Annotated in this window: 23 protein-coding genes; 15 read left to right on the forward strand and 8 right to left on the reverse strand. The window is 63.6% G+C overall.

The genetic code is table 11. From position 1 onward, the window contains the following. Positions 1-107 precede the first annotated feature (107 nt). From AC56KW_RS02320 to AC56KW_RS02330, 3 genes are all read right to left on the reverse strand, one after another. Positions 108-440, reverse strand: coding sequence for a putative signal transducing protein (locus AC56KW_RS02320; protein ID WP_497169115.1), 333 nt, complete (start codon positions 438-440; stop codon positions 108-110). Between the two features lie 10 nt (positions 441-450). Beyond that, the gene (locus tag AC56KW_RS02325; protein WP_497169116.1) at positions 451-1,719 is read right to left on the reverse strand and encodes a DUF445 domain-containing protein; all 1,269 of its coding nucleotides are present in this window, start codon (positions 1,717-1,719) and stop codon (positions 451-453) included. 66 nt (positions 1,720-1,785) lie between these two features. Continuing rightward, a complete protein-coding gene (locus AC56KW_RS02330) occupies positions 1,786-2,967 on the reverse strand; it encodes a lipid-transfer protein (protein WP_497169117.1) in 1,182 nt (393 codons plus the stop codon). 86 nt (positions 2,968-3,053) lie between these two features. On the opposite strand from AC56KW_RS02330, the gene AC56KW_RS02335 reads away from it, so the two are divergent. Next, a complete protein-coding gene (locus tag AC56KW_RS02335; RefSeq protein WP_497169118.1) occupies positions 3,054-4,763 on the forward strand; it encodes a cation:proton antiporter domain-containing protein in 1,710 nt (569 codons plus the stop codon). A 354-nt stretch (positions 4,764-5,117) separates the two neighbouring features. Then, entirely contained in the window at positions 5,118-5,414 is a 297-nt protein-coding gene (locus AC56KW_RS02340) for a hypothetical protein (protein WP_497169119.1), read from the forward strand. 73 nt (positions 5,415-5,487) lie between these two features. On the opposite strand, the gene AC56KW_RS02345 is transcribed toward AC56KW_RS02340, so the two are convergent. Continuing rightward, positions 5,488-7,446, reverse strand: coding sequence for an AAA family ATPase (locus tag AC56KW_RS02345; RefSeq protein ID WP_497169120.1), 1,959 nt, complete (start codon positions 7,444-7,446; stop codon positions 5,488-5,490). Between the two features lie 589 nt (positions 7,447-8,035). Here AC56KW_RS02345 and AC56KW_RS02350 point away from each other — a divergent pair. After that, on the forward strand, positions 8,036-8,260 hold the full coding sequence (locus AC56KW_RS02350) for a hypothetical protein (RefSeq protein WP_497169121.1): 225 nt from the start codon (positions 8,036-8,038) through the stop codon (positions 8,258-8,260). A 24-nt stretch (positions 8,261-8,284) separates the two neighbouring features. Here AC56KW_RS02350 and AC56KW_RS02355 read toward each other — a convergent pair whose 3' ends face one another. Together AC56KW_RS02355 and gstA are read right to left on the reverse strand one after the other, a co-directional pair. Next, positions 8,285-8,833: a DUF1697 domain-containing protein gene (locus tag AC56KW_RS02355; RefSeq protein ID WP_497169122.1), complete on the reverse strand. Its 549-nt coding sequence runs from the start codon at positions 8,831-8,833 to the stop codon at positions 8,285-8,287. Positions 8,834-8,880: 47 nt separating this feature from the next. Then, positions 8,881-9,486 (reverse strand): glutathione transferase GstA, encoded by a 606-nt coding sequence (gene gstA, locus AC56KW_RS02360; protein WP_497169123.1) that lies wholly within the window; start codon positions 9,484-9,486, stop codon positions 8,881-8,883. A 154-nt stretch (positions 9,487-9,640) separates the two neighbouring features. Between gstA and AC56KW_RS02365 the strand changes: the two genes are divergently transcribed. After that, entirely contained in the window at positions 9,641-9,970 is a 330-nt protein-coding gene (locus AC56KW_RS02365; RefSeq protein WP_497169124.1) for a hypothetical protein, read from the forward strand. Continuing rightward, positions 9,967-10,806 carry an HDOD domain-containing protein gene (locus AC56KW_RS02370; protein WP_497169125.1) on the forward strand — a complete coding sequence of 280 codons (840 nt, stop codon included), beginning with the start codon at positions 9,967-9,969 and terminating at the stop codon, positions 10,804-10,806. The genes AC56KW_RS02365 and AC56KW_RS02370 overlap by 4 nt, the downstream gene beginning before the upstream one ends. A 117-nt stretch (positions 10,807-10,923) precedes the next feature. Here the strand turns inward: AC56KW_RS02370 and AC56KW_RS02375 are convergent, their stop codons facing one another. Continuing rightward, complete coding sequence (locus AC56KW_RS02375; protein WP_497169126.1) at positions 10,924-11,337, reverse strand: hypothetical protein; 414 nt, start codon at positions 11,335-11,337, stop codon at positions 10,924-10,926. Positions 11,338-11,944: 607 nt separating this feature from the next. On the opposite strand from AC56KW_RS02375, the gene miaB reads away from it, so the two are divergent. From miaB to AC56KW_RS02425, 10 genes are all read left to right on the forward strand, one after another. After that, positions 11,945-13,306, forward strand: a complete 1,362-nt coding sequence (gene miaB / locus AC56KW_RS02380; protein WP_497169127.1) for a tRNA (N6-isopentenyl adenosine(37)-C2)-methylthiotransferase MiaB — start codon at positions 11,945-11,947, stop codon at positions 13,304-13,306. Next, on the forward strand, positions 13,303-14,397 hold the full coding sequence (locus tag AC56KW_RS02385; RefSeq protein WP_497169128.1) for a PhoH family protein: 1,095 nt from the start codon (positions 13,303-13,305) through the stop codon (positions 14,395-14,397). The genes miaB and AC56KW_RS02385 overlap by 4 nt, the downstream gene beginning before the upstream one ends. Continuing rightward, entirely contained in the window at positions 14,372-14,839 is a 468-nt protein-coding gene (gene ybeY, locus AC56KW_RS02390) for an rRNA maturation RNase YbeY (protein WP_497169129.1), read from the forward strand. The genes AC56KW_RS02385 and ybeY overlap by 26 nt, the downstream gene beginning before the upstream one ends. A gap of 93 nt (positions 14,840-14,932) precedes the next feature. Next, complete coding sequence (locus AC56KW_RS02395; protein WP_497169130.1) at positions 14,933-15,811, forward strand: CorC family transporter; 879 nt, start codon at positions 14,933-14,935, stop codon at positions 15,809-15,811. Continuing rightward, entirely contained in the window at positions 15,811-17,379 is a 1,569-nt protein-coding gene (gene lnt / locus AC56KW_RS02400) for an apolipoprotein N-acyltransferase (protein WP_497169131.1), read from the forward strand. The genes AC56KW_RS02395 and lnt overlap by 1 nt, the downstream gene beginning before the upstream one ends. Positions 17,380-17,583: 204 nt before the next feature. Further along, positions 17,584-18,498, forward strand: coding sequence for a glycine--tRNA ligase subunit alpha (gene glyQ, locus AC56KW_RS02405; RefSeq protein ID WP_497169132.1), 915 nt, complete (start codon positions 17,584-17,586; stop codon positions 18,496-18,498). A gap of 17 nt (positions 18,499-18,515) precedes the next feature. Then, positions 18,516-20,624 (forward strand): glycine--tRNA ligase subunit beta, encoded by a 2,109-nt coding sequence (gene glyS, locus AC56KW_RS02410; protein WP_497169133.1) that lies wholly within the window; start codon positions 18,516-18,518, stop codon positions 20,622-20,624. Between the two features lie 34 nt (positions 20,625-20,658). Then, on the forward strand, positions 20,659-21,234 hold the full coding sequence (gene gmhB, locus AC56KW_RS02415; RefSeq protein ID WP_497169134.1) for a D-glycero-beta-D-manno-heptose 1,7-bisphosphate 7-phosphatase: 576 nt from the start codon (positions 20,659-20,661) through the stop codon (positions 21,232-21,234). 65 nt (positions 21,235-21,299) lie between these two features. Continuing rightward, complete coding sequence (locus AC56KW_RS02420; RefSeq protein ID WP_497169135.1) at positions 21,300-22,040, forward strand: lysophospholipid acyltransferase family protein; 741 nt, start codon at positions 21,300-21,302, stop codon at positions 22,038-22,040. A 41-nt stretch (positions 22,041-22,081) separates the two neighbouring features. Beyond that, a complete protein-coding gene (locus AC56KW_RS02425; protein ID WP_497169136.1) occupies positions 22,082-22,981 on the forward strand; it encodes a M48 family metallopeptidase in 900 nt (299 codons plus the stop codon). Positions 22,982-23,729: 748 nt separating this feature from the next. Here AC56KW_RS02425 and AC56KW_RS02430 read toward each other — a convergent pair. Beyond that, entirely contained in the window at positions 23,730-24,191 is a 462-nt protein-coding gene (locus AC56KW_RS02430; RefSeq protein ID WP_497169137.1) for a YcxB family protein, read from the reverse strand. Positions 24,192-24,234 lie beyond the last annotated feature (43 nt).

Genomic DNA, 24,234 nt, shown 5'->3' on the forward strand with positions numbered 1-24,234 from the left:
TGTAGATGCGGGAGCGGCCGATTGCCGCGCTTGGTTACCGCTTTCATGCTGAAATTTACGCCGCCGGCAAAGTTTGTTTCGTGCGCCACCCCACATTCGCGCACGGTCTACTCAGCCTTACGCCACTCGCCATCCGCCGCGTCTTCGTCGAGCGCATAGTCGCCGCGCGCCAGCGCTTCGAGCACGGCGTAAGCCTGCCGCACGTTGCTGGCGTCGACCAGCAGTCGCACCCCGCCCAGCGCCGGCGCCAGCAGCAGGTCGGTCTGCATCAGATGGGCATCGGCCAACATGGCCGGGATGCCGGACGCTTCCAGGCAGCCCTGGGCCAGGTTGGCATCCATCGGGATCATGTAGCGCGCCACCACGTACAGGTCGCGCTCGGGAATGCGCTCGACCTCGGGGTGGGCGGCCAGCCAGTCGTTCAGCGAGAGCGTGTGCATGGTGGGTCCTTCAGCTCAGGAGCGCGGGCAGGTGGGACAGCAGGTACAAGGTCACGCCGATCAAGCCGCCCACGATGGTGCCGTTGATGCGGATATATTGCAGGTCCTTGCCGATATTGAGTTCGATCTGGGCCGACATTTCGCGGTCGTCCCACTGCTTGACGGTGTCGGCGATGTGGCGCGTCAGGAAGCCCGCGAATTCGGGCGCCACGCCGCGCGCGGCGGCCTCCAGGTTCTCGTGGAGCGACTGGCGCAGCGCCGGGTCTTCGCTCAGCACCTTGCCGATCCAGGCGCCCATGGCGACGATGCGGCGGCGCAGGCTGGAGTCTTCGCTTTCCAGGTCGCGCTTGAGCCAGGCCTTCAGCTCGGCCCACAGCGAACCGAGGTAGGTGTTCAGGGTCTCGTCTTCGAGCAGGTAGCGCTTGACGTCGTCCGCCTTGGCCAGGAAGGCCGGATCGTCCTTGAGGCGCTCGATGAAACCGGCCACGTAGTCGTCGAAGCGATGGCGCAGCGGGTGCTCGGGATCGGCCGCGACCTTGCCCAGCACGCCGGCGGCGAGGCGCACCGCGATGTCGGCGCCCTTGCGACCGATGAGGTCCGACGGCAGCATCTTCTCGATGAACGCGTAGTCTTCCTTGAGCCAGTCGACGATGCCTTGCGCGATGTAGTCCTGCGTATCGGCGTTGTCCAGCAGCCGCGCCAGCTGGCGGATGCCTTCGTCGAGCAGTTCCTGGTGGCGCCGGCCGCGCGTCAGGCTTTCGAGGATGGCGCCGCTCGACTTCGACAGGTCGACGCTTTTCACCATCGTGTGCACGCCGCGGCGGATGAAGTTCTGCACCGCCGCGTCTTCGATGAAGTCGAGCATGAAGGTCGCGGCGCGCACCAGGTGGGCGCCCATCAGCGCGGTGTTGGCCGGCTTGACCAGCCACTCGGCCACCTTCTGCACCGGATCGTGGCGCCGGATCAGGCCCACGATCGAATCGGTGTCGAGGAATTTTTCGCGCACGAACAGCGCCAGGTTGTCGGCGATCTTGTCCTTGTTGCTGGGGATGATGGCGGTATGGCGCGAAACGATCGGGATCGGCACGCGCCGGAACAGGGCCACCACGGCGAACCAGTCGGCCAGCGCGCCGACCATGGCCGCTTCGGAGAAAGCCCGCAGCAGGCCGGTCCACCACGTATAGGGCAGCAGCAGGCTGATCACGAACAGCACGGCCGCGCCGACAAAGAAGCTCAGCGCGATCAGTTTGGAACGGCGCAGTTCACCCTGTTTTTCCATGCGGCGTGCACTCGGCAATATCAATAGACCCATGCTATCGCACTTCCCGCGCCGGTGACGCGCCGGCTAGTTCCGGTAGAGCGTCACCACGCAAGCCCCGCCGATGCCCAGGTTGTGCTGCAGGCCGATGCGGGCGCCGTCGACCTGGCGCGCGCCGGCGCTGCCGCGCAGCTGGTGGGTCAGCTCGAAGCATTGGGCCAGGCCCGTGGCGCCGAGCGGATGGCCTTTCGACAGCAGCCCGCCGGATGGGTTGGTGACCACCTTGCCGCCATAGGTGTTGTCGCCCTCGCGGATGAAGCGGTCCGCGCCGCCCTCGGGGCACAGGCCGAGCGCTTCGTAGCTGATCAGCTCATTCTGGGCGAAGCAGTCGTGCAGCTCGACCACGTCGAGGTCAATGGGGCCGATGCCGGCCTGCTCGTACACCTTGCGGGCGGCGGCGCGGCTCATGTCGTAGCCGACCAGGCGCATCATGTCGGCGCTGTCGAACGTCTCGGGGCGGTCGGTGGTCATCGCCTGCGCGGCGATGTGGACGTCGCGCCGCAAGCCGTGACGACGCGCGAAATCCTCGGACACCAGCAGCGCGGCGGCCGCACCGCAGGTCGGTGGACAGGCCATCAGGCGGGTCATCACGCCGGGCCAGAGCGCCGGCGCATCGAGCACGTCCTGTTCGGTCAGCTCCTTGCGCAGCAGCGCCAGCGGGTTGTTCAGCGCATGGCGGCTGGCCTTGGCGCGGATGCGGGCGAAGGCGGCCAGCGGCGTGCCGTATTTTTCCATGTGGGCCAGGCCGGCGCCGCCGAAGTAGCGCAGCGCCAGCGGGATCTCGGGCTTGCCGACCAGGCGGTCGGTGACGGCGTCGAAGGCGTCGAACGGTGCCGGACGGTCGCCAAAGACCGAGCCCAGCGCGCCGGGATTCATCTGCTCGAAGCCCAGCGCCAGCACGCAGTCGGCGGCGCCGCCTTCGATCGCCTGGCGCGCCAGGAACAGCGCGGTCGAGCCGGTCGCGCAGTTGTTGTTGACGTTGACGATGGGGATGCCGCTCATGCCGACGCCGTACAGCGCTTTCTGGCCGCTGGTGGAATCGCCATACACATACCCGGCGTAGGCCTGCTCGACCTCGGCGTACGACAGGCCGGCATCCTGCAGCGCGGCGCGCACGGCGGCGGCGCCCATCTCATGATAAGGGCTGCTCACACCCGGCTTGGCGAAGGGGATCATGCCCACGCCGGCGATGTATGCGGTTCGGCTCATTCTCGTCTCCAAAGGTTTTTCACGGCCTGTACATACTGCTCACTTATACTGAAGAAATTCTAACCTGATAAAGCGCCCTCCCCCTGATGCATCATGAATTAACGCTCATCACCACGATCGCCGCCGCACTTGGCTTTGGCCTGATCTTCGGCATGCTGGCCGTGCGCCTCAAGCTGCCGGCACTGGTCGGCTACCTGGCCGCTGGCGTCTTCATCGGGCCGGCCACGCCGGGCTTCGTGGCGGATATCGGCCTGGCGTCGCAGCTGGCCGAGATCGGGGTGATGCTGCTGATGTTCGGGGTCGGACTGCATTTCTCGCTGAAGGACTTGCTCGACGTGCGCCGCATTGCCCTGCCCGGCGCGCTGCTGCAAATCGGCGTGGCTACCGCGATGGGCATGGCGCTGTCGTGGTGGTGGGGCTGGAGCCTGGGCGCCGGCATCGTGTTCGGGCTGGCGCTATCGGTGGCCAGCACCGTGGTGCTGCTGCGCGCGCTGGAGGCGCGCGGCGTGCTCGATTCGATGAACGGCCGCATCGCGGTCGGCTGGCTGGTCGTCGAGGACCTGGTCATGGTGCTGGTGCTGGTGATGCTGCCGGCGCTCGCCGGCCCGCTGGGCGGCAAGGGCGATGCCGGCGCCGAGTTGCTGCCGGCGCTGGGCATGACGCTGCTGCAGGTGGGCGGCTTCATCGCCTTCATGCTGATCGTGGGCCGCAAGGTCTTTCCGTGGTTCCTGTGGCGCGTGGCCAAGACCGCCTCGCGCGAGCTGTTTACCTTGTCCGTGATCGCGGCGGCGGTCGGCATCGCCTACGCCTCGTCGAGCCTGTTCGGCGTGTCGTTCGCCCTGGGCGCCTTCTTTGCCGGCATGGTGCTACGCGAGTCCGAACTGAGCCACCGCGCCGCCGAGGAATCGCTGCCGCTGCGCGATGCGTTCTCGGTGCTGTTCTTCGTCTCGGTCGGGATGCTGTTCGATCCGATGGTGCTGGTCGAGAATCCCCTGCATGTGCTGGGCGTGGTGCTGGTGATCGTGGTCGGCAAGTCGATGGCTGCCTTCGTGCTGGTGCTGGGGCTGCGTTATCCGCTCAATACGGCGTTGACGGTGTCGGCCAGCCTGGCGCAGATTGGGGAGTTTTCGTTCATCCTGGCGGCCCTGGGGATGCAGCTCGGGCTGTTGCCGGAGCTAGGCCAGAACCTGATTTTGGCCGGCGCGATTATTTCGATTGCGCTCAATCCGCTGGTGTTTACGGCGATCGAGCCAGTGCAGCGCTGGCTCGGCACGCAGAACCACCTGATGCACCTGGCGCGCAAGCTGGAGCGGCCAGCCGATCCGCTGGCGGAGCTGCCGATGACGACCTCGCGCGAAAAGCTCAGCAATCAGGTGGTGCTGGTGGGGTTCGGGCGGGTCGGGCGACGGATTGCGGACGATCTGACTGCGCGCGGCATTCACTTCGTGCTCGCGGAGCAGCATCGCGAGCTGGTCGAGCAGGCGCGCCAGCGCGGCATTCCGGCGGTGGTGGGAAATGCGGCGGAACCTGCGGTGCTGATCCAGGCGCATATCCATAAAGCCGCCATGCTGGTGATCGCGACGCCCGATACGTTTGACGTGCGCAAGATGGTCGAGATTGCGAAGGCACTCAATCCTTCGATTCGCTGCGTGGTGCGCACGCATAACGACAAGGAAGCCGGGTTGTTGCGGGCGGAGACGGGGGGACGGGTGTTTGTTGGTGAGGAAGAACTGGCGAGTAGCATGACGCGGCACGTGCTGGAGACCCTGCGCGCGCATGAGCCGGCGGCGCATTGAGCACATCGCGCAATGCACTCGAATCCGCCTCTGGAGACGAGACAAGGTCCACGCTGTCGTGACCCGGCAGACGGATACGTGTCAGCGCCAACATAAAGGCGCTGTTCGCGTTAGTTATGCGAACCTTTCCCATTCGCGCCGGTCTCAGCACTGTCGAGTTAACTCATCAGGTGGCAATGATGCAAGGCTTGGTCTTCGAAGAAGTATTTGCCGTGCTGACCTCCCCGCACCTGCATACCGACGAGGTGGCCAGGCTGCGCGCCTGGAGCACGGCGATTGTCCATCCTGGCGAGTGCCTGCACCTCATCGCCATGGCGGCGGGCACGCCATGCTGTCCGCATTGCCAGTGTCCCCGTGTCCATCGGTGCGGTGCGGCCAGCGGCTTGCAGCGCCGGCGCCGGTATCGCACACGAGGCGGTCAATCTGCGCGCCGGGATCAAGGCGCGCGGCGCGATCCACCTCAATAACGTCAATGGCTGGCATGCCCGCTTCAAAACCTGGATCAAGCGCTTCAACGGCATCGCCAGCCGCTACCTGGTGAACTATTCGAGCTGGCAGCGCTTCCTGGATGACGGCGCTTTGCGTACGCCAGCGCAATTGCTGGTCGCAATCATCCAGTGCGCAACGTGCCGTCGGAAAGAACCGAATTAACGCGCACAGCGCCAACATAAAAAAACCCGTCCGGCGTACGCGGGACGGGCTCCATCGGGAAAGGCTCAGGCGATCAAGCCGCGGCTTCTTCCTCGCACAGCGTCAGCTTGGCCGTCCGATGTCCATGCAACTGCGGCATCAACAGTTCGCTACGCTCTTCCAGCAATGCAAACACCTCATCCTTCGACAACACATACTGCTCCAGCAGCGTGTCCTTGAGCGACTCCATCACCAGCTTGTAATCGCGGATCGCATCGAGCGTGTAGCTGTACAGCGCATCGGCCTTCTCTTCCACCAGGCGCACGGTGTGTTCGCCGCTCGCCTCCTGCCGCAACTGGCTGTAATCGATCTTCGAGCGCGAATACATCGACAGGCGGCTGACCATCAGGTTCAGCATCTTGGTGATTTTCTCGATGTCATTCTGGCTGCCGACCGAAATACCGCGTGCGCCATAGAACATTTCTTCGGCCGCCACGCCGCCATACAGGCCGACCACATCGCGCTCCAGTTCTTCGAGCGTGCGCAGCGACATGTCCTCGCCCGACTGCAGCACATAGCCCAGCGCGCCGATCTTCGACACCGCCTCGGTACTGATCTTGAGCAGGTGCGACTTCTCTTTCACTTCGGCCAGCGACAGCCCCTGGCGCAGATACGGATCGATCTGCATGAAGAAGTGCCCCAGCTCATGCAGCGCAATACGCTCGCGCTGCTTGTGCTTGTCAAGCGTGGTGGCGCGGTCGGTCAAGCCGATGGTGGCGCGCTCGTAGGCACGGAACATCAGGTTGGTATTGATGATCGTCTTTTCCTGGATCGACAGCATGCTCGCACGCTCGACCACGGTTTCCAGAAGCGCCGGGCTCAGGTTTTGGGTGATCTCGGCCACCTGGTCCAGGTTCAGGTCTTCCCAATCGACCAGACCATCCTTCTTGCGCGCCAGGAAGCTGCGCAGCAGTTCGCGGCGCTCGGCCTTGTTCGGCAGGCGGAAGTTGATCTTCACCGAGAAACGGCGCAGCATCGCTTCGTCCATCTCGGTCGTGTTGTCGTCGAAGTTCGAGGCGACGATCCAGATCACGTTCGCACCCTTGTCGCTCTTCACGCCGTCCAGCAGGCCCAGCATGGTATTGGCGGTGTCGTCTTCCCATTTCTTTTCGCTGCGGCCGCGCGGCATGAACAGGCTTTGCGCTTCATCCAGGAAAATGATGCACTTGCCCTTGGCGCAAGCCTTGCGGTACAGGGCGTTCAGCGCCTTCGAGCCGCCGCCGACATAGCCCGACTCCAGCGCCGAACCCGAGGCCGAGATCATCGGCATGTCGAGGCGCTTGGCCAGGTAGCCGACCAGCTTGGTCTTGCCGGTACCGGCAGGACCGGTCAGCATCACGTTGAATGGCTTGTCGATATTGTGCGACTGGTATTCGGCACGGTTGCGGATCATGTCTTCCAGGTGCAGCACTTCCTGCTTGATGTCCTCCATGCCGATCAGGTCGTCCAGGCTGCCCTTGAGCTTGTCCGGGGTGATCATCGACGCGCTCGATCCCATGCCCGGGATGCCGAACTTGATCACGTACAGCACCAGCAGGATCACGATGATCGGGAAGGCATTGCGCTTGAGGAAGTCGCCGGTCTGGTCGACCATGCTCGCGCCCTCATCCATCACGGCCTTGTGGCTGGCCAGGTAGTCTTCCTTGGCAATCGAATACGGGATCGCGTTCTTGAGCAGCACCTCGCGCTCGAGCGACAGGTGCGAGGTGCTCGGCACCTTCACCACGTGTACGTTCGCCGCGTTCTTGAACTTGTAGATATACCGCGGCGCCTCGGACAGCGGATGCGCGATCAAGAGGTAGTCCAGGCGCGACTTCTGGCTGGCCAGCGAGGTGATCTCGGCAATATTCTGCGAGTGGACCACCGGGCTTGGGTCTTGCGGCACATCTGACTTCAAGATCGCCAGCGCCACTAGCGAGCCCAGCAGGATAGCGGACAGGATGCGGACGTAAACGTTCTTGAAAGCAATCTGAAGTCGGGCGAAGTTGGGCATCTGTTTACTCGTCGAAAAAGTGCGTCGTGCAAAAGTAGGGACTGCTGGTGCCGGTTCGCGGCGGCGATGACGGCGTCGGCCGGGGCCGAAGGTTCTGACGTGTTGAGGATATTGATGTGATGCCCGAAGGCAAGGGGATAAGGAGACTATACCTTCAAAAAAAACCGCAGTGAATACCCTGAAGAGAAAAAGATGGGGAATTTGACGATAATGAAAAAGCTGATAACGGTTTTGATTATTCGACTGACAGCAATAATGATGAATGTGCCAATCAAACCGCTTTTGATTGCGAAATTAACATGATAAGAATATCGTCGTTGGTTTATATTTATTGCTGAGCGCTGCTTATTTACCACAATCAACATTTTCTTGATGAACTTAAAATGTGTTCATCTTTCAGTAAAAACATGACTTCTTTCCATAATTGATCAGCGCAGCGGCGCGCAATGATGATGCCGAAACTGCTATGCTGATGGCAAGATGGCGGCTGCGGACGGAGTTTCAACCCATCCAAAGATCGGTGTCATTTATATGATGTAGGGAGCGGCGATGAAAAGATACGCTTTGACGGCGGCGCCTGCGCTCTTACTTGCCAACACGGCCCAAGCCGCTGTCATCGACCTCATTCCAGGCCCTGGCGTGCAAGCCATTCCAGCGACCGGTGAGCGACCTGGCCACGACGGGCCACACGCACTTCGTCACGCCGCCATCCCATCTATCCGCGTTGCCAGACCCGGAAATGTTCGAGATGATGCTGGTCGGCCTGATCCTGATCGGCTACCGGGCCAGTCGGTACAGCGGCAAGTTCAAGTAGCTGACGAACGACAAGGGGTGAAGATCAGCACCCCGGATGGCTGCACAAAGCGTGCAGCTTGATGATCGTGCGCCAGTTGCGCGACGTCGTGCGGTCTCCCAGCTGCTTGCCCAGCGCCGCCGCGGCAGCACTGTCGAGCATGCCTTCCGGGCACCAGACATAGGCTGCGTGGCGGCCAATGGCCAGCGCCTCGGGCTGCCAATCCCGGCCGCACAGGTCGGCCGCTATCGCGCGCTGGGCCTCGCCCGCCAGCAGGAAGGCAAACAGGCGCGCATGGTCGTCGGCCAGGTCGACCAGCGGATTGTCATCGATAATCTCGGCAAATTCCTGGCGCTCGAGCACGAATACCCGCGCCCCCACGCCGAGACGCAAGACCATCGCTTCCTCGATCGTTTCCGCCGCCTGGGCCGACGGCACGTCGGCGTCGAAGATCACGTTGCCGCTATTGAGCAGGCTGCGCACGCCGGTATAGCCGAGGCGCTCGACCAGCGTGCGCAGGTCGGCCATGGCAATCCGTTTGGCGCGGCCGACATTCACGCCGCGCAGCAGGGCAATATAGCGTTGGCTGGTCATCTGGTCATGGTAACGTGCTGCGGGCAATCGTTGGAACACGGCTGGTGTTACTGCAGGCCTTCGCGGCGCAGCGCTTCGCGCACCACCGGCAGGTTGGCGACACGCGCCTGGTAGGCTTGCAGCGCCGGCCACGCGTCCAGCGAGCACTTGGCGAAGCCTGTCCAGTTCAGCACCGTGAACAGGTAGGCGTCGGCCACCGTGAACTGCGGCCCGGTCAGGTAGCCATCGGCGTCGATCCGGTTGGCGACGTAGGTCAGCGGCGCGGCCAGCGCGGCCCAGGCGGCCTGCTTGCCCTCCTCGGTCGCCCCTGGCGTGAACAGTGGCGAAAAACGCTTGTGCAGCTCGGACGACAGCCAACTGAGCCATTCCATCAGCTGGTAGCGCTCGAAGCTGCCGAAGGCCGGCGCCAGGCCGGCGGCGGGAGCCTGGTCAGCCACGTATTGCAGGATCACCTGGTTTTCGGTGAGCAGGCGGCCATCGGCCATCTCCAGCGCCGGTACATAGCCTTTGGGACTGAGCGCGCGGAAATCCTCGCCGCTGCCCGTTTGTTTGGTGCGCAGGCTGACGCGCTCGGCGACGAAAGGCAGGCCAGTGGCGAGCAAGGCAATGTGCGGCGCGAGCGAACAGGCGCCGGGGCTGAAATAAAGCTTCATGATTCTCCTGATGGATGAACGGCCGCGTCGACCGATGCCAGAGCGTACAACACTTTCCTCGCCAGATGGGCGCGGCCTGGATGGGCAGCGGGAATGGTTACTTACAACGATGCGTGCCGGTGATAACATCGGCGCAGAATTGAATGGAGGCAAAATGAGCGATGATCACGCAATGGTTCCCGTGACACAGGTACAGCCGGGCATGGTGCTCTCTGACGAGCTGCTGGACAATCATGGCCTCGTGCTGCTGGCCAAGGGCGCCGTCCTCAGCGAGGCGACCATCGCCTCGCTGCAGCGCCACCAGATCGAGGCGGTGGCAGTGGCCCGCGTCGAGGCGCGCCGCGTGCCTGACGAAGCGGCCACCGTGGCCCGGCTCGACCACCTGTTCCGCCGGCACGACATCGACGACGATCATGACTGGGCCGCCAAGCTGCTGCGCCGCTATGTCGAGGATTACCGGCTCGAACGGCAGGTGGCGCCATGACGATCACGCTCGAGGAACTGGTAAAAGGCCTGAAGGACCTGCCCTCGCTGCCCGCGGTCGTGATGGAGCTGCTCGGCAGCATCGATCAGGAAGACATCGATATCTCGGTGCTGGCCAGGAAGGTGTCGGCCGACCAGGCCCTGACCGCCAAGACACTGCGTCTGGCCAACTCGTCGGCGTTCGGGCTGCAGGTCAAGGCCACCACCATCCAGCAGGCCATGACGTATCTGGGATTCCAGTCCATGCGCAACCTGATCATGGCGGCGGCGATGACCGGGTGCTTTCCAAGTGGACGTTGCCCGAGCTTTGACGACAAGGCCTTCTGGCGCCTGTCGATCGCCACCGCCGCCTGCGCGCGGGTACTGGCGCGCCATATGCGCTTCAATCAAGACGTGGCGTTCACGGCCGGCCTGTTGCACGGCATCGGCCGCCTGGTGCTGGTGACGCGCTATCCCGAACAGTACGATGCCGTCCTGCGCGAGCGCAAGCGCGTCGATGGCGACTTGATCGATATTGAACAGGCGATGCTGGGCGTCGACCATCTGCTGGCCGGCGCGGCGCTGGCCGAACACTGGCAATTCTCGGGCACGATGCAGCAGGCGATCGCCTTTTATCCTGCGCCCGAGACGCCGGGGGCCGGCTTCCTGGCGACGATCGTCCATGTGGCCCAGGCCGTGGCCCATGCACTTGACCTGGCCGGCGATACGGACGAGCTGGTGCCTGCCGTGTCCAGCGTGGCGTGGACGGCGCTCGGTCTGCCAGAAGAAGTATGGCTGCAGGTGTTCCGCGAGACGGAACTGCAGTTCGAGGAAATGACAGCCATCCTGATGGCCTAGGCCGCAGGACGGTGCACGATAAAGCAGCGAATCTAGCGCGGCGCCGTCAGGGACATGACGGCGCCGCAGCCCGCCAATACCGAAGGCATGACAGATGCGGCTGTCATGCCCACGGCATTAGTGCGCATAATTGCCGGAGGTCTTGTTCGACGCTTCGTTGGTTTGCGGACCCTGGCCTTGTGCAGGCTGGGCTTGCTGCTGGGCGGCGGCTGCTGCAGCGGCTTGTGCAGCTTTTTCTTCTGGTTTCGGACGGCCTTGGGCATCCGACAAACGGTACTTGGTGCGACGGTCGCCCATCAGGTCGCGCAGGTCGCGGATGCTCATGCCGGTCACTTCGTGCATGCGGATCAGCAGCGAGGCGCCGACCGGCAGGCGGTGGTGGCGAATCTTGCTGATGACAGGGGGCGCCACTTCGAGCATGCGCGACAGGGCGGCGTCGTTTTTCAGCTGCATCTTTCCGAGCAGGATGTCCAGCAGGTGATTCGGGTTGTAACTTTCCTGCGAAGACAGAGCGTGATGTTGTTGTGCCATGATGATTACCTCACGAGTTTGGTTAAAATAGTTCCCTTACGAACTTTTGTTAAAGACTACATTTCATCAACATAAGTTCCCGGAACTTGTTCAGGGATTAAACAGCGCGAGTCTGAACATTCCCTTAAGAATTCCGGCCCACAGTGCTCCATTTCTTTCCGCATGCGCACTTGTCTTTCAAACAAATTATCAGCCGCTCACGCCAGTGCGATCACGAACCGGCGCATGTGACTCCTTGTCGGAAATCAAGCTATCGTGTGGAAAGCTTGTCACGTTTGCATTTCAGCACATGGGGCTCAATTGTGGCGCACGCAAGAGATTTCTTGGATAAATTTTGTAAATCGGAATCCACTCCGAAGTCATTGTTTTACATAGAGAAACACTTCATGCCGCCATGCCTATGTGTTGTCAATAATAAAGTATGTGCATTCGCGAACTTTTAACAATCTGAGCATTACTGCAATTACTTTAGGTAAAGAAATTAACATTTCCGTGTGACATCAAAAGAGTGCACACACCCGTGATGTGAAGAGATGGTGACCGAATTACGGTAAACTGACCCGTTCCCGCCTTGTCGATGCAGTGCTCGCCCCCAATTAGCAATTTCATGCAGAAAAAAGTATTCATTAAAACCTTCGGCTGCCAGATGAACGAGTACGACTCGGACAAGATGGTCGATGTCCTTGGCGCCTCGGATGGACTGGTGCGCACCGACACGCCGGAAGACGCGGACGTCATCCTGTTCAATACCTGCTCGATCCGCGAAAAATCGCAGGAAAAAGTATTTTCCGACCTCGGTCGGATCAAGCAGCTCAAGCGCGACAAGCCAGACCTGGTGATTGGCGTCGGCGGTTGCGTGGCGTCGCAAGAAGGCGACGCCATCGTCAAGCGCGCGCCATTCGTCGATGTCGTCTTCGGCCCTCAGACCCTGCACCGTCTCCCCCAATTGATCCAGGAACGGCGCCAGTCAGGCAAGGCGCAGGTCGATATCAGCTTCCCCGAGATCGAAAAATTCGACTTTTTGCCGCCGGCGAAAGTCGAAGGCCCGGTTGCCTATGTCTCGATCATGGAAGGCTGCAGCAAGTACTGCAGCTATTGCGTGGTGCCGTACACCCGGGGCGAGGAAGTCTCGCGCCGCTTCGAGGACGTGCTGACCGAGGTTGCCGGCCTCGCCGCCCAGGGCGTGAAAGAAATCATGCTGCTGGGCCAGAACGTGAATGCCTTCCGTGGCGCCATGGAAAGCGGTGACACCGCCGACTTCGCCCTGCTGCTCGACTACATCGCCGAGATTCCCGGGATCGAGCGCCTGCGCTTCGTCACCAGCCATCCGAAGGAATTCAGCCAGCGCCTGATCGACGCCTATGCCAGGATTCCGCAGCTGGTCAGCCACCTCTACCTGCCGGTGCAGCACGGTTCCGACCGCGTGCTCAACGCCATGAAGCGCGGGTATACCGGCCTCGAGTACAAATCGATCATCCGCCGCCTGCGCGCGGTGCGTCCGAACATGACGTTCTCGTCGGACTTCATCGTTGGCTTCCCGGGCGAGACCGAGGCCGACTTCGAGGCCATGATGAAACTGGTCGAGGACGTGAATTTCGATAACAGTTTCAGCTTCATCTTCAGCAAGCGTCCGGGCACCCCGGCCGCGAACCTGGACGACGACACCCCGCATGAGGTCAAGCTGGCGCGCCTGCAACGCCTGCAAGCCCTGATCGACGCCAATACGCGCAAGCACAGCGCCGCCATGGTAGGGTCTGTGCAGCGGGTGCTGGTCGAAGGCGTCGCCAAGAAGGACGCCACCCAATTGCAGGGCCGCGCCGAGAACAACCGGGTGGTCCTGTTCCCGCTGGACGCGACGAATGCCGCACTGATCGGCCAGTTGGCCGACGTGCGCATCGCCGCCAGCCACGATTACTATTTGCGCGGCGAACTCGTCGCCAACCTCGATACGATAGCCAAAGCCAGTTGAAAACACAGCCAACCCTGCCCTCGTACTTCATTCCCGAGCCGCTCGACAATACGCGGCTTGCCCACCTGTGCGGTCCACTCGACGAGAACCTGCGCCAGATCTCGGCCGCACTCGACGTCACGGTGTTTCGCCGCGGCGAGAAATTCATCGTCACCGGCGCCAATTCCGAGCGCGCCGTCGAATTGCTGGAACGTTTTTATGCGGTCGCCAACAAGGTCGTGCCGATCGAAGAGGTGCAACTGGCCCTGGTCGAGCAGCGCGCCGGCCTGAAGCCGCGCGCCGCCGCCGACGCCGCGCCTGCCGAACAGCCGGCCAAGGCGGATGCCCCGGACGAGGACGGCGTAGAAGCGGCGCCGGAAAGCCTCGAAAGCCCGATCCTCAAGACGCGCCGCAGCGACCTGCGCGGCCGCACGCCGCACCAGATCCAGTACCTGAACGCGGTGCTGAACCACGACATCAGCTTCGGCATCGGCCCGGCCGGCACCGGCAAGACCTATCTTGCCGTGGCCTGCGCGGTCGACGCCCTCGAGCGCGACGCCGTCAAGCGCATCATCCTGACCCGTCCGGCGGTCGAGGCCGGCGAGCGCCTGGGCTTCCTGCCGGGCGACCTGGCGCAAAAGGTGGATCCGTACCTGCGTCCTTTGTATGACGCGCTGTACGACCTGCTCGGCTTTGACCGCACGCAGAAGCTGTTCGAGAAGCAGGTGATCGAGATCGCGCCGCTGGCCTATATGCGCGGCCGCACGCTGAACCACGCCTTCGTGATCCTGGACGAAGCCCAGAATACGACCGTCGAGCAGATGAAGATGTTCCTGACCCGGATCGGCTTCGGCAGCAAGGCCGTCGTCACCGGCGACGTGACGCAAGTCGACCTGCACAAGACCCAGCGCAGCGGTCTGGTCGACGCCATGCACGTGCTGAAAGACGTGCGCGGCATCGCCTTCACCCAGTTCTCGAGCGCCGACGTGGTGCGCCATCCGCTGGTGGCGCGCATCATCGATGCCTATGACAAGGATATGTCCGTCCAGGAACTGGGCGCCCTCCCCAAACCGACCCCGGTGAAACATGCAAGAAAAAAAACATCCTCTTGAACTCGAAGTCCAGTTCGCCGATACGCGCCTCGAAGGCGAGATCACCGAAGCCAAGCTGCAGCGCTGGGTCGAGGCGTCCCTGCTCGGCCCGGCCGAGCTGACCATCCGCTTCGTCAATGCCGAAGAAGGCCAGGCCCTCAACAAGGCCTACCGCGGCAAGGACTACGCCACCAACGTCCTGACCTTCGCCTATAACGAAGAGGAAGAACTGGGCGAGGACGATCCGACCCAGGCCGACATTGTGCTGTGCACCGACGTGCTGCAGCGCGAGGCCGAAGAACAAGGCAAGACGGTCGAGGAACACGCGGCCCACCTGGTCGTGCACGGCGTGCTGCACGCCCAGGGCTGGGACCACGAAAACGACGATGACGCCGAAGAAATGGAGCAGTTCGAACGCGACATCATGGAGGTGCTGGGGTTCCCGGATCCGTACGCGGATTGAGACGGCCGGCCGGGCGCGCACTGCTGTAAATACTGGGTGCGCGCCTATTTGGTGTATCCTACACCCCATTGCAACAACGGCTTCCCGCCAACTATGCCCGAGTATCCCAGTGACGTCCGCCAGGACGCCAAACCCCACAGGTCGCTGCTGGAACGGCTGACCGCCTTCATCTCCCCCGAGCCCGAAAATCGCGCAGAGCTCCTCGAAGTGCTGCACGATGCCCATGAACGCAACCTTCTCGACGCCGATGCGCTGTCGATGATCGAGGGCGTGTTCCAGGTGTCCGACCTGTCGGCGCGCGACATCATGGTTCCCCGCTCCCAAATGGACGTGATCGACATCACGAAGCCGATCGAGGAGTGGATGCCCAGCGTGCTCGAAACCGCCCACTCGCGTTTCCCCGCCATCGAAGGCGAGCGCGACAAGGTGGTCGGCATCCTGCTGGCCAAGGATTTGCTGCGTTATTACGCTGAAGAATCGTTCGACGTGCGCACCAAGTTGCGCCCCGCGGTCTTCATTCCCGAATCGAAACGCCTGAACGTGCTGCTGCGCGACTTCCGCGCCAACCACAACCACATGGCGATCGTGGTCGACGAGTATTCCGGCGTCGCCGGCCTGATCACCATCGAGGACGTGCTCGAGCAGATCGTCGGCGATATCGAGGACGAGTACGACTTCGACGAAGAAGAAGACAACATCATCTCGATCCGCGAAGGCCAGCACGGCCCGCGCTGGCGCATCAAGGCGCTGACCGAGATCGACCAGTTCAACGAAGAACTCGGCACCAGCCTGCCGGACGACGAGGTCGACACCATCGGCGGCCTGATCGCGAGCTACCTGGGCCACATGCCGCACAAGGGCGAAGTGGTCGACCTGCACGGCTTGCGCTTCGAGATCCTGCGCGCCGACGCGCGCCAGATCCACGTCCTGCTGGTCGAACAGCTGCCTCCGGCTCAAGACGACCGCGATTGATGCTGCGCCGCCGGACCCAGCCCACGACAGCGTCCGATCCGGCGCTGCGCGGCAGCAAACCTTCTGCGCTGCTGCTGTTTACCGCCGTCCTGGCCGGCGCTTCTTCCATCCTGTCCTTCCAGCCCTATGGCTGGTGGCCGCTGCAATTGCTGTCGCTGGCCTGGTTTTTCTACCAGGTGGGCATGGGAAGTTCCGTCAAGCGTGCAACCCTGATCGGCTGGGCCTTCGGCTTTGGCTGGACCCTTGCCGGCGTGCACTGGCTATACGTCTTTGGCACCCGCTTCGCCCACTTGCCAGCCGTGCTGGCAGTCGTGGGTCTGGTCCTGCTGTGCCTGTACATGGGCCTATTCGGGGCACTGACGGCCGGCGCCGCGACCTGGCTGCGCAAGCGCTGGTCGCTGCCGGTGCCGGCCTTCCTGCTGCTGGTACTGCCCACCACCTGGGGCGTGTCGGAGTGGCTGCGCGGCTGGGTGTTCACGGGATTCCCCTGGGCGTCGTCGGGCTATGCACACGACCTCGCGCCGCTGGCGGGCTTCGCCCCGCTGCTTGGCGTGTACGGCATCGGCATCCTGGTCGGCGTCGGCGCCGGCTGCATCGCGATGCTGACCCAGCGTGCGCGCTGGCCGGCGATCGGCCTGCTGGCCGGCCTGATGCTGGCCGGCGCCGGCCTGCGCACGGTCGAGTGGACCCATGTCAGTGGCCAGCCGATCACCGTGCGTCTCTTGCAAGGTAATATCCCGCAAGACAGGAAATTCGATATGGAATTCCTGAGCAGCATCGTGACGCGCTACCAGGCCATGATCACGGCAGCCCCGGCCGACCTGATCGCCACGCCGGAAACCGCCCTGCCCGTCTTCCCGCACAACTTGCCTGCCGGCTACCTGGACGGCCTGCAGCGCTACGCCACCTCGACCGGCAGCACGCTGGCGATCGGCATGCCCTTGTTCGACAGCCCGGAAAAATACGGCAACAGCCTGATCACGATGAGCCCCGCGCCCAAGCCTTACCGCTACGACAAGGCGCACCTGGTGCCGTTCGGCGAATTCATCCCGCCGGGCTTCCGCTGGTTCACCAACATGATGAACATCCCGCTCAACGACGCCACCCGCGGCGCCGCGCTGCAGGCGCCGTTCCAGGTCAAGGACCAGTGGGTGCAGCCGAATATCTGCTACGAGGACGTATTCGGCGAAGAGATCGCCCACCAGCTGCGCAATGCGCAGCACCCGGCGACCCTGCTGCTGAACGTGTCGAACCTGTCGTGGTATGGCCAGTCGGTGGCGATCCCGCAGCATTTGCAGATCTCGCGCATGCGCACCCTGGAAACGGGCCGTCCGATGCTGCGTTCGACCAATGACGGCGCCACCGCCGTGATCGACCACCGGGGCAATATCACGCACCTGCTGCCGTTCTATGCCGACGGCGTGCTCAGTGCGACGGTGCGCGGCGCAAGCGGCATGACGCCCTTCATCCGCCTTGGCAGCGCAGCGTTCCTGCTGCTGGGAGGCGTGATGCTGCTCGGTGCGTGGATTGCCGGCCGCCGCTATCGCAAAAAGTCCGCGGCATCGTAGGGTGGACGGCCATGCCGTCCACGCGTCGATTGTCAGCGTTTCCCTGGTCGTGCCGGATGATTTTTCAGCTAACTATCACCGCGTGGACGGCGAAGCCGTCCACGCTACGTCAAATCACCTCCCAGTGGGGTGAAGAAATTCAGTAGAATTAGTCATTTGGCAAACATACCGCGTTCGCGGCCCCAGGGCCGCGTCCCATTCGAGATGCTCACATTCCAACAAATCATCCTTACCCTGCAGACCTACTGGGACAAGCAGGGCTGCGCACTGCTCCAGCCCTATGACATGGAAGTCGGCGCTGGCACCTTCCACACCGGCACCTTCCTGCGTGCGATCGGCCCGGAGCCGTGGCGCGCCGCCTATGTGCAGCCGTCGCGCCGGCCGAAGGATGGCCGCTATGGCGAGAATCCGAACCGCCTGCAGCACTATTACCAGTACCAGGTGGCACTGAAGCCGGCGCCCGAGAACATCCTCGACCTGTACCTCGGCTCGCTCGAAGCCCTGGGCCTGGACCTGAAAAAGAATGACGTGCGCTTCGTCGAGGACGACTGGGAAAGCCCGACCCTGGGCGCCTGGGGCCTCGGTTGGGAAGTCTGGCTGAACGGCATGGAAGTCACGCAGTTCACCTATTTCCAGCAGGTCGGCGGCCTCGATTGCAAGCCGGTGCTGGGCGAGATCACGTATGGCATCGAGCGCCTGGCCATGTACCTGCAGGGCGTCGAGAACGTGTACGACCTGGTGTGGACCGAATGGGAAGAAAACGGGGTTCGCAAATCCCTGAGCTACGGCGACGTGTTCCACCAGAACGAAGTCGAGCAGTCGACCTACAACTTCGAGCATTCGAACACCGAGATCCTGTTCCAGGCGTTCAACAACCACGAATCCGAAGCCAAGCGCCTGGTCGAACTGCAACTGACCCTGCCCGCCTACGAGCAGATCATGAAGGCCTCGCACAGCTTCAACCTGCTGGACGCGCGCGGCGCGATCTCGGTGACCGAACGCGCCGCCTATATCGGCCGCGTACGCACACTGTCGCGCCTGGTGGCGCAAGCCTATTACGATTCGCGCGAGAAGCTGGGCTTCCCGATGGCTCCGAAGACCGAACCAGCTGCAGCTTGAAAAGAACAGAACAGACCATGAACCAAACACTCCTCGTCGAACTGCAGACCGAAGAACTGCCGCCGAAGGCGCTCGTCAAGCTGGGCGCGGCCTTTGCCGCCGGCATCTCGAACGGCCTCAAGACCCGCGATTTCCTGGAAGCCGACAGCAGCGTCACCACCCACGCCACCCCGCGCCGCCTGGCGGTCACGATCACGAACGTGCGCGACACCTCGCCCGACAAATCGATCCGCGAGAAAGTGCTGCCGGTGTCGGTGGCGCTGGACAAGGAAGGCAATCCGAGCGCGCCGCTGGCCAAGAAGCTGGCTGCGCTGGGCTTTCCCGACCTGACGATCGACCAGCTCGAACGGGCGCAGGACGGCAAGGCCGAGAGCTTCTTCTACACCCATACCGCCGCCGGCAGCGCCCTTGCCGGCGCCCTGCAGGACGTGCTGCTCGATACGGTGGCCAAACTGCCGATCCCGAAGGTCATGAGCTACCAGCGCCCGAGCGGCGACACCGTGCAGTTCGTGCGTCCGGTGCACCTCCTGACCGCGCTGCACGGCGACCAGGTGCTGCCATTGACCCTGCTGGGCCTCACCGCCGGCCGCACCACCATGGGCCACCGCTTCCTGTCGCACGGCGGCGCGATCACCATCGAGCATGCCGACAACTATGCAAACGTGCTGGAAGCCGAAGGCAAAGTCCTGTCGTCGCCTGATGCGCGCAAGGAAAGCATCCGCACCCAGTTGCTGGCAAAAGCCGGCCCCGACCAGGTCCTGATGCCGGAAGCGCTGCTGGACGAAGTGGCGGCCCTGGTCGAGTGGCCGGTGGTCTATGAATGCCGCTTCGAAGAGGAATTCCTGGCCGTGCCGCAGGAATGCCTGATCCTCACCATGCAAACGAACCAGAAATACTTCGCGCTGACCGACAGCGAAGACAAGCTGCGCTCGCGCTTCCTGATCGTGTCGAACATCGCGACCGACGACCCCACCGCCATCGTCGGCGGCAACGAGCGCGTGGTGCGACCGCGCCTGTCGGACGCCAAGTTCTTCTTCGAGCAGGATAAAAAGAAAACGCTGGAGTCGCGCCTGCCGCAGCTGGCCAGCGTCGTGTACCACAACAAGCTGGGCTCGCAGGCCGAGCGCAGCGAGCGCGTGACCAAGCTGGCGACCTATATCGCCACCCGCCTGGGCTTCGACGCGGCGCTGGCCGAACGCGGCGCGCGCCTGTCCAAGGCCGACCTCCTGACCGACATGGTCGGCGAGTTCCCCGAGCTGCAAGGCATCATGGGCACGTATTACGCGCGCCACGACGGCGAGCACGACGAAGTGGCGCGCGCGGCCTCGGAGCACTACCAGCCGCGCTTCGCCGGCGACGCCCTGCCGGCCACCAACACCGGCCTGGCGGTCGCACTGGCCGACAAGCTGGAAACCCTGGTCGGCATCTGGGCCATCGGCCTGCAGCCGACCGGCGAGAAGGATCCGTTCGCGCTGCGCCGCCACGCCATGGGCATCATGCGCATGCTGGTCGAGAAGCGCCTGCCGCTGTCGATCGCCGACATGCTGGCCGACGCGGTCACCGCTTTCGCCGACCAGAGCGCGCGCATCGGAGAACTGCGGGACCCACGCGCGGAAGTCACGGTCTTCATGCTGGACCGCCTGCGCGGCATGCTGCGCGAGCGCGGCTTCTCGCCGAACGAGGTCGAAGCGGTGCTGGCCCAGAATCCCGACCGCGTCGACGACGTGGTGCAGCGCCTGGAAGCTGTGCAGGCCTTCGCGGCGCTGCCCGAGGCGGCCTCGCTGGCCGCCGCCAACAAGCGCATCACCAATATCCTCAAGAAGAACGAGGAAGCGATGCCGGCCAACGCCGCGATCAACCCCGCCCTGCTGCAGGACGAGGCCGAGAAGGCACTGGCGGCCGCGGTCACCCGTGTGCAGCCCGACGTCGACGCGGCGTTTGCCGCCGGCGACTTCAGCGGCACGCTCAAGACCCTGGCGCAGCTGCGCGACCAGGTCGACGCCTTCTTCAACGACGTGATGGTGATGGTCGACGACATCAATCTGCGCAACAACCGCCTGGCCCTGCTGGCGGTCTTGCACGGCATGATGAACCGCGTGGCCGACATCTCGAAGCTGGCGGCATAAGATGGGGCACGAGCGAGCCAAGGAAGAACGGGCGATGAAGCTCATCATCCTCGACCGGGACGGCGTGATCAATCACGATTCACCGGACTTCATCAAGTCGCCGGCGGAGTGGATCCCGATCCCCGGCTCGCTCGAGGCGATCGCCCGACTGAACCAGGCGGGCTACCGGGTCGTGGTCGCCACCAACCAGTCGGGCGTCGCGCGCGGCCTGTTCGACATCACGACCCTGAACGCCATCCACGCCAAGCTGCATGCCAGCGCCCAGCTGGTGGGCGCCGACATCGACGCCATCTTCTTTTGCCCGCATGCGGCGATCGACGGCTGCGATTGCCGCAAGCCCAAGTCGGGCATGTTCGAAGAGATCGGCAAGCGCTTCAAGGTCAACCTCAAGGGCGTGCCCACCGTGGGCGACTCGCTGCGCGACCTGCAGGCGGGCTTCAACCGCGGCTGCACGCCCTACCTGGTGCTGACCGGGAAAGGCGAGAAAACGCAAGCGACCGGCGGCCTGCCGCCCGGCACCCAGGTGTTCCCGGACCTGGCGGCGATGGTGAACGCGTTCCTGAAGCCTTCGAGCCCGCCCTCTGGTGCAACCGGCGCGCAAGCTGCATAATTAAGCCATCATAAAAAAAGTAGTCCCGCACCATCCAGAACCAGATCGATTTGTCCGGAGCCCCTTTGCGTAACTTCAGTTTGTTCCTGCGTTCCCTGCTGTTCACGATCGTCATGATCGTCGCTACCGTCATCTGGGCTTGCCTTTGCTTCCTGGCCGCGCCGCTGTCGTACAACAAGCGCTTCTGGTTCACCTCGCGCTGGAACGTCTTCATCATCTGGTGCGCGCGCGTCATCTGCGGCATCCGCTACCAATTCAAGGGCTACGAGAACCTGCCGGACGCGCCGGCCATCGTGCTCTCGAAGCACCAGTCGGCGTGGGAAACCATCTTCCTGCTGCCGAATCTCACGCGCCCGCTGGTCTACGTCTTCAAGAAGGAAATCCTGTACATCCCCTTCTTCGGCTGGGCCATGGGCCTGCTGCGCATGATCCCGATCGACCGCAAACAGGGCAAGAATGCCTTCGGCGCCGTCGTTCGCCACGGCAAGCGGCGCCTGGCCGACGGGCAGTGGATCATCATGTTCCCCGAAGGGACCCGCATCCCGGTCGGCCAGAAGGGCAAGTACAAGAGCGGCGGCACACGCCTGGCTGTGGAAACCCAAGCGGTGGTGGTGCCGATCGCGCATAATTCGGGCGAGTGCTGGCCCAAGAATTCATTCATCAAACGGCCCGGATTGATCACGGTCTCGATCGGCAAGCCGATCTCGCCCGAAGGCCATACTCCCGACAGCCTGATGCAAGAGGTGGAAAATTGGATAGAATCCGAAATGCGCGTCATTTCGCCCCACGTCTACAGAGGTGGTTGAGCGACGTCAGCGCCCAGATTCGTGAGTCGAGGCCACAGACCATGGCCTCGTCGAAAGTCGACGGGCACCAGCTGGAATTGTTTGCACAAGAATTCTTCGCGGCGCTGAAGCCTTCCGACAGGCCGGCGCCGCCCGCGCAGCCATTATTCAAGGCGCCGCCGGCGCCGCCCCGTATCAAGCTTCCCTCGCCGCCCGTTGGCCCGCAAGACCCTCCCCTGAAACGCATCACTCTCGGCCACCACACGATCGAGTACGCCCTGCGCCGCTCCTCGCGTCGCTCGATCGGCTTTACGATCGATGACGACGGCCTGCGCGTGACGGCGCCGCGCCGCGTGACGCTCGAGGAAATCGACAACGCCCTGCGCGCCAAGCAGCGCTGGATCACGGCCAAGCTGCTCGAACGGGGCGAACGGCGCGACCAGCGCCAGCAACGGCAACCCATCGAATGGAAGGATGGCGCGCGCCTGCCCTACCTGGGCGGCGACATCGTGCTGCGGCTCGAGGAAGCAGCGCGCAGCCACTGCCAGTTCGATGCGGCGAACAAGGAATTGTGGATCGGCGTGGTGCCGGGGCTGTCGGAATGGCAGCTCAAGGAGCGCGTGAAGATCTGGTTCCAGGCCGAGGCCAAGCGTCTGTTCCGCGAGCGCCTTGACCATTTCGCCCCGCAGCTGGGCGTGAGCTACAGCAGCTTTACCCTGTCGTCGGCCGGTTCGCGCTGGGGGTCGTGCACGGTAGGCGGCAGCATTCGCCTCAATTGGCGGCTGATCCACTATCCCCTGTCGCTGATCGACTACGTGGTGGCGCACGAACTGGCCCACCTGCGCGAGATGAACCACAGCCCGGCGTTCTGGGCCACGGTGGGCGAGGTGTATCCGGATTACGACGGCGCGCGGCTGGCATTGCGCCGCCGCTCGCACGAGATGCCGGTGTTGTTCGAGTAGGGTGGACGGGTCTCCCGTCCACGCGTCCGACACCGCTCGCTGACCGCGAAAATTCAGCGCAACGCCAGCTCGTGCCGCGCCGCCGCTCGCACGAGATGCCCGTGTTGTTCGCGTAGGGTGGACGGGTCTTCCGTCTACGCGTCCAACACCGCTCGCTGGCCGAGAAAATTCAGCGCAACGCCAGCTCGTGCCGCGCCGCCGCTCGCACGAGATGCCCGTGTTGTTCGCGTAGGGTGGACGGGTCTCCCGTCCACGCGTCCAACACCGCTCGCTGACCGGGAAAATTCAGCGCAACGCCAGCTCGTGCCGCGCCGCCGCTCGCACGAGATGCCCGTGTTGTTCGCGTAGGGTGGACGGGTCTCCCATCCACGCGTCCAACACCGCTCGCTGACCGCGAAATTCAGCGCAACACCAGCGCGTGCCGCGCCGCCGCTCGCACGAGATGCCCGTGTTGTTCGCGTAGCGTGGACGGGTCTCCCGTCCACGCGTCCAACACCGCTCGCTGGCCGCGAAAATTCAGCGCAACACCAGCTCGGGCCGCGCCGCCGCTCGCACGAGATGCCGGTGTTGTCCGCGTAGGGTGGACGGGTCTCTCGTCCACGCGTCCAACACCGCTCGCTGGCCGCGAAAATTCAGCGCAACGCCAGCTCGTGCCGCGCCGCCGCTCGCACGAGATGCCCGTGTTGTTCGCGTAGGGTGGACGGGTCTCCCGTCCACGCGTCCAACACCGCTCGCTGGCCGCGAAAATTCAGCGCAACGCCAGCTCGTGCCGCGCCGCCGCCAGCTCGCGCATGGCGTCCACCTGCCGCTCCGACAGGCAGCGGAACGGAATCGGCAAGGTGCCGCGCTTGAGCACCATCATGAAACCGCGCGAGTAGGTGCGCACGGCGGCCACGTCTTCCCAGTCGATCAAGGTCACGCCGCCGCTGGTGCGCACGATGCCGTGTTCATCGATGGTGAATTCATAGGTACGGCGCCCGCGTCCGAGCAGGACGAAGTTCAGGGCCGCGCTGAAGGTGCTTTTCAGGCGCAGGAACAGGCTGGCCGGCCAGCGCACGCGCCGGCGGCGAATCAGGAAGCCGCCGTGCTGCCACATGAAACTGGTGTACTCGCGCAGCGTATAGCGCACGAAGAAATGCAGCGCATCGAGCGGGAGCGCGCCGCCGGCGCGTGGCGGCGCCGAGACGTCGGTCGCCGGTGATGCGGTCATGATGGCCTCCAGCGCCTCTGCCGCCTGTTCTTGGACCAGTACA

Source organism: Telluria sp. RT2P19 (assembly GCF_059685725.1).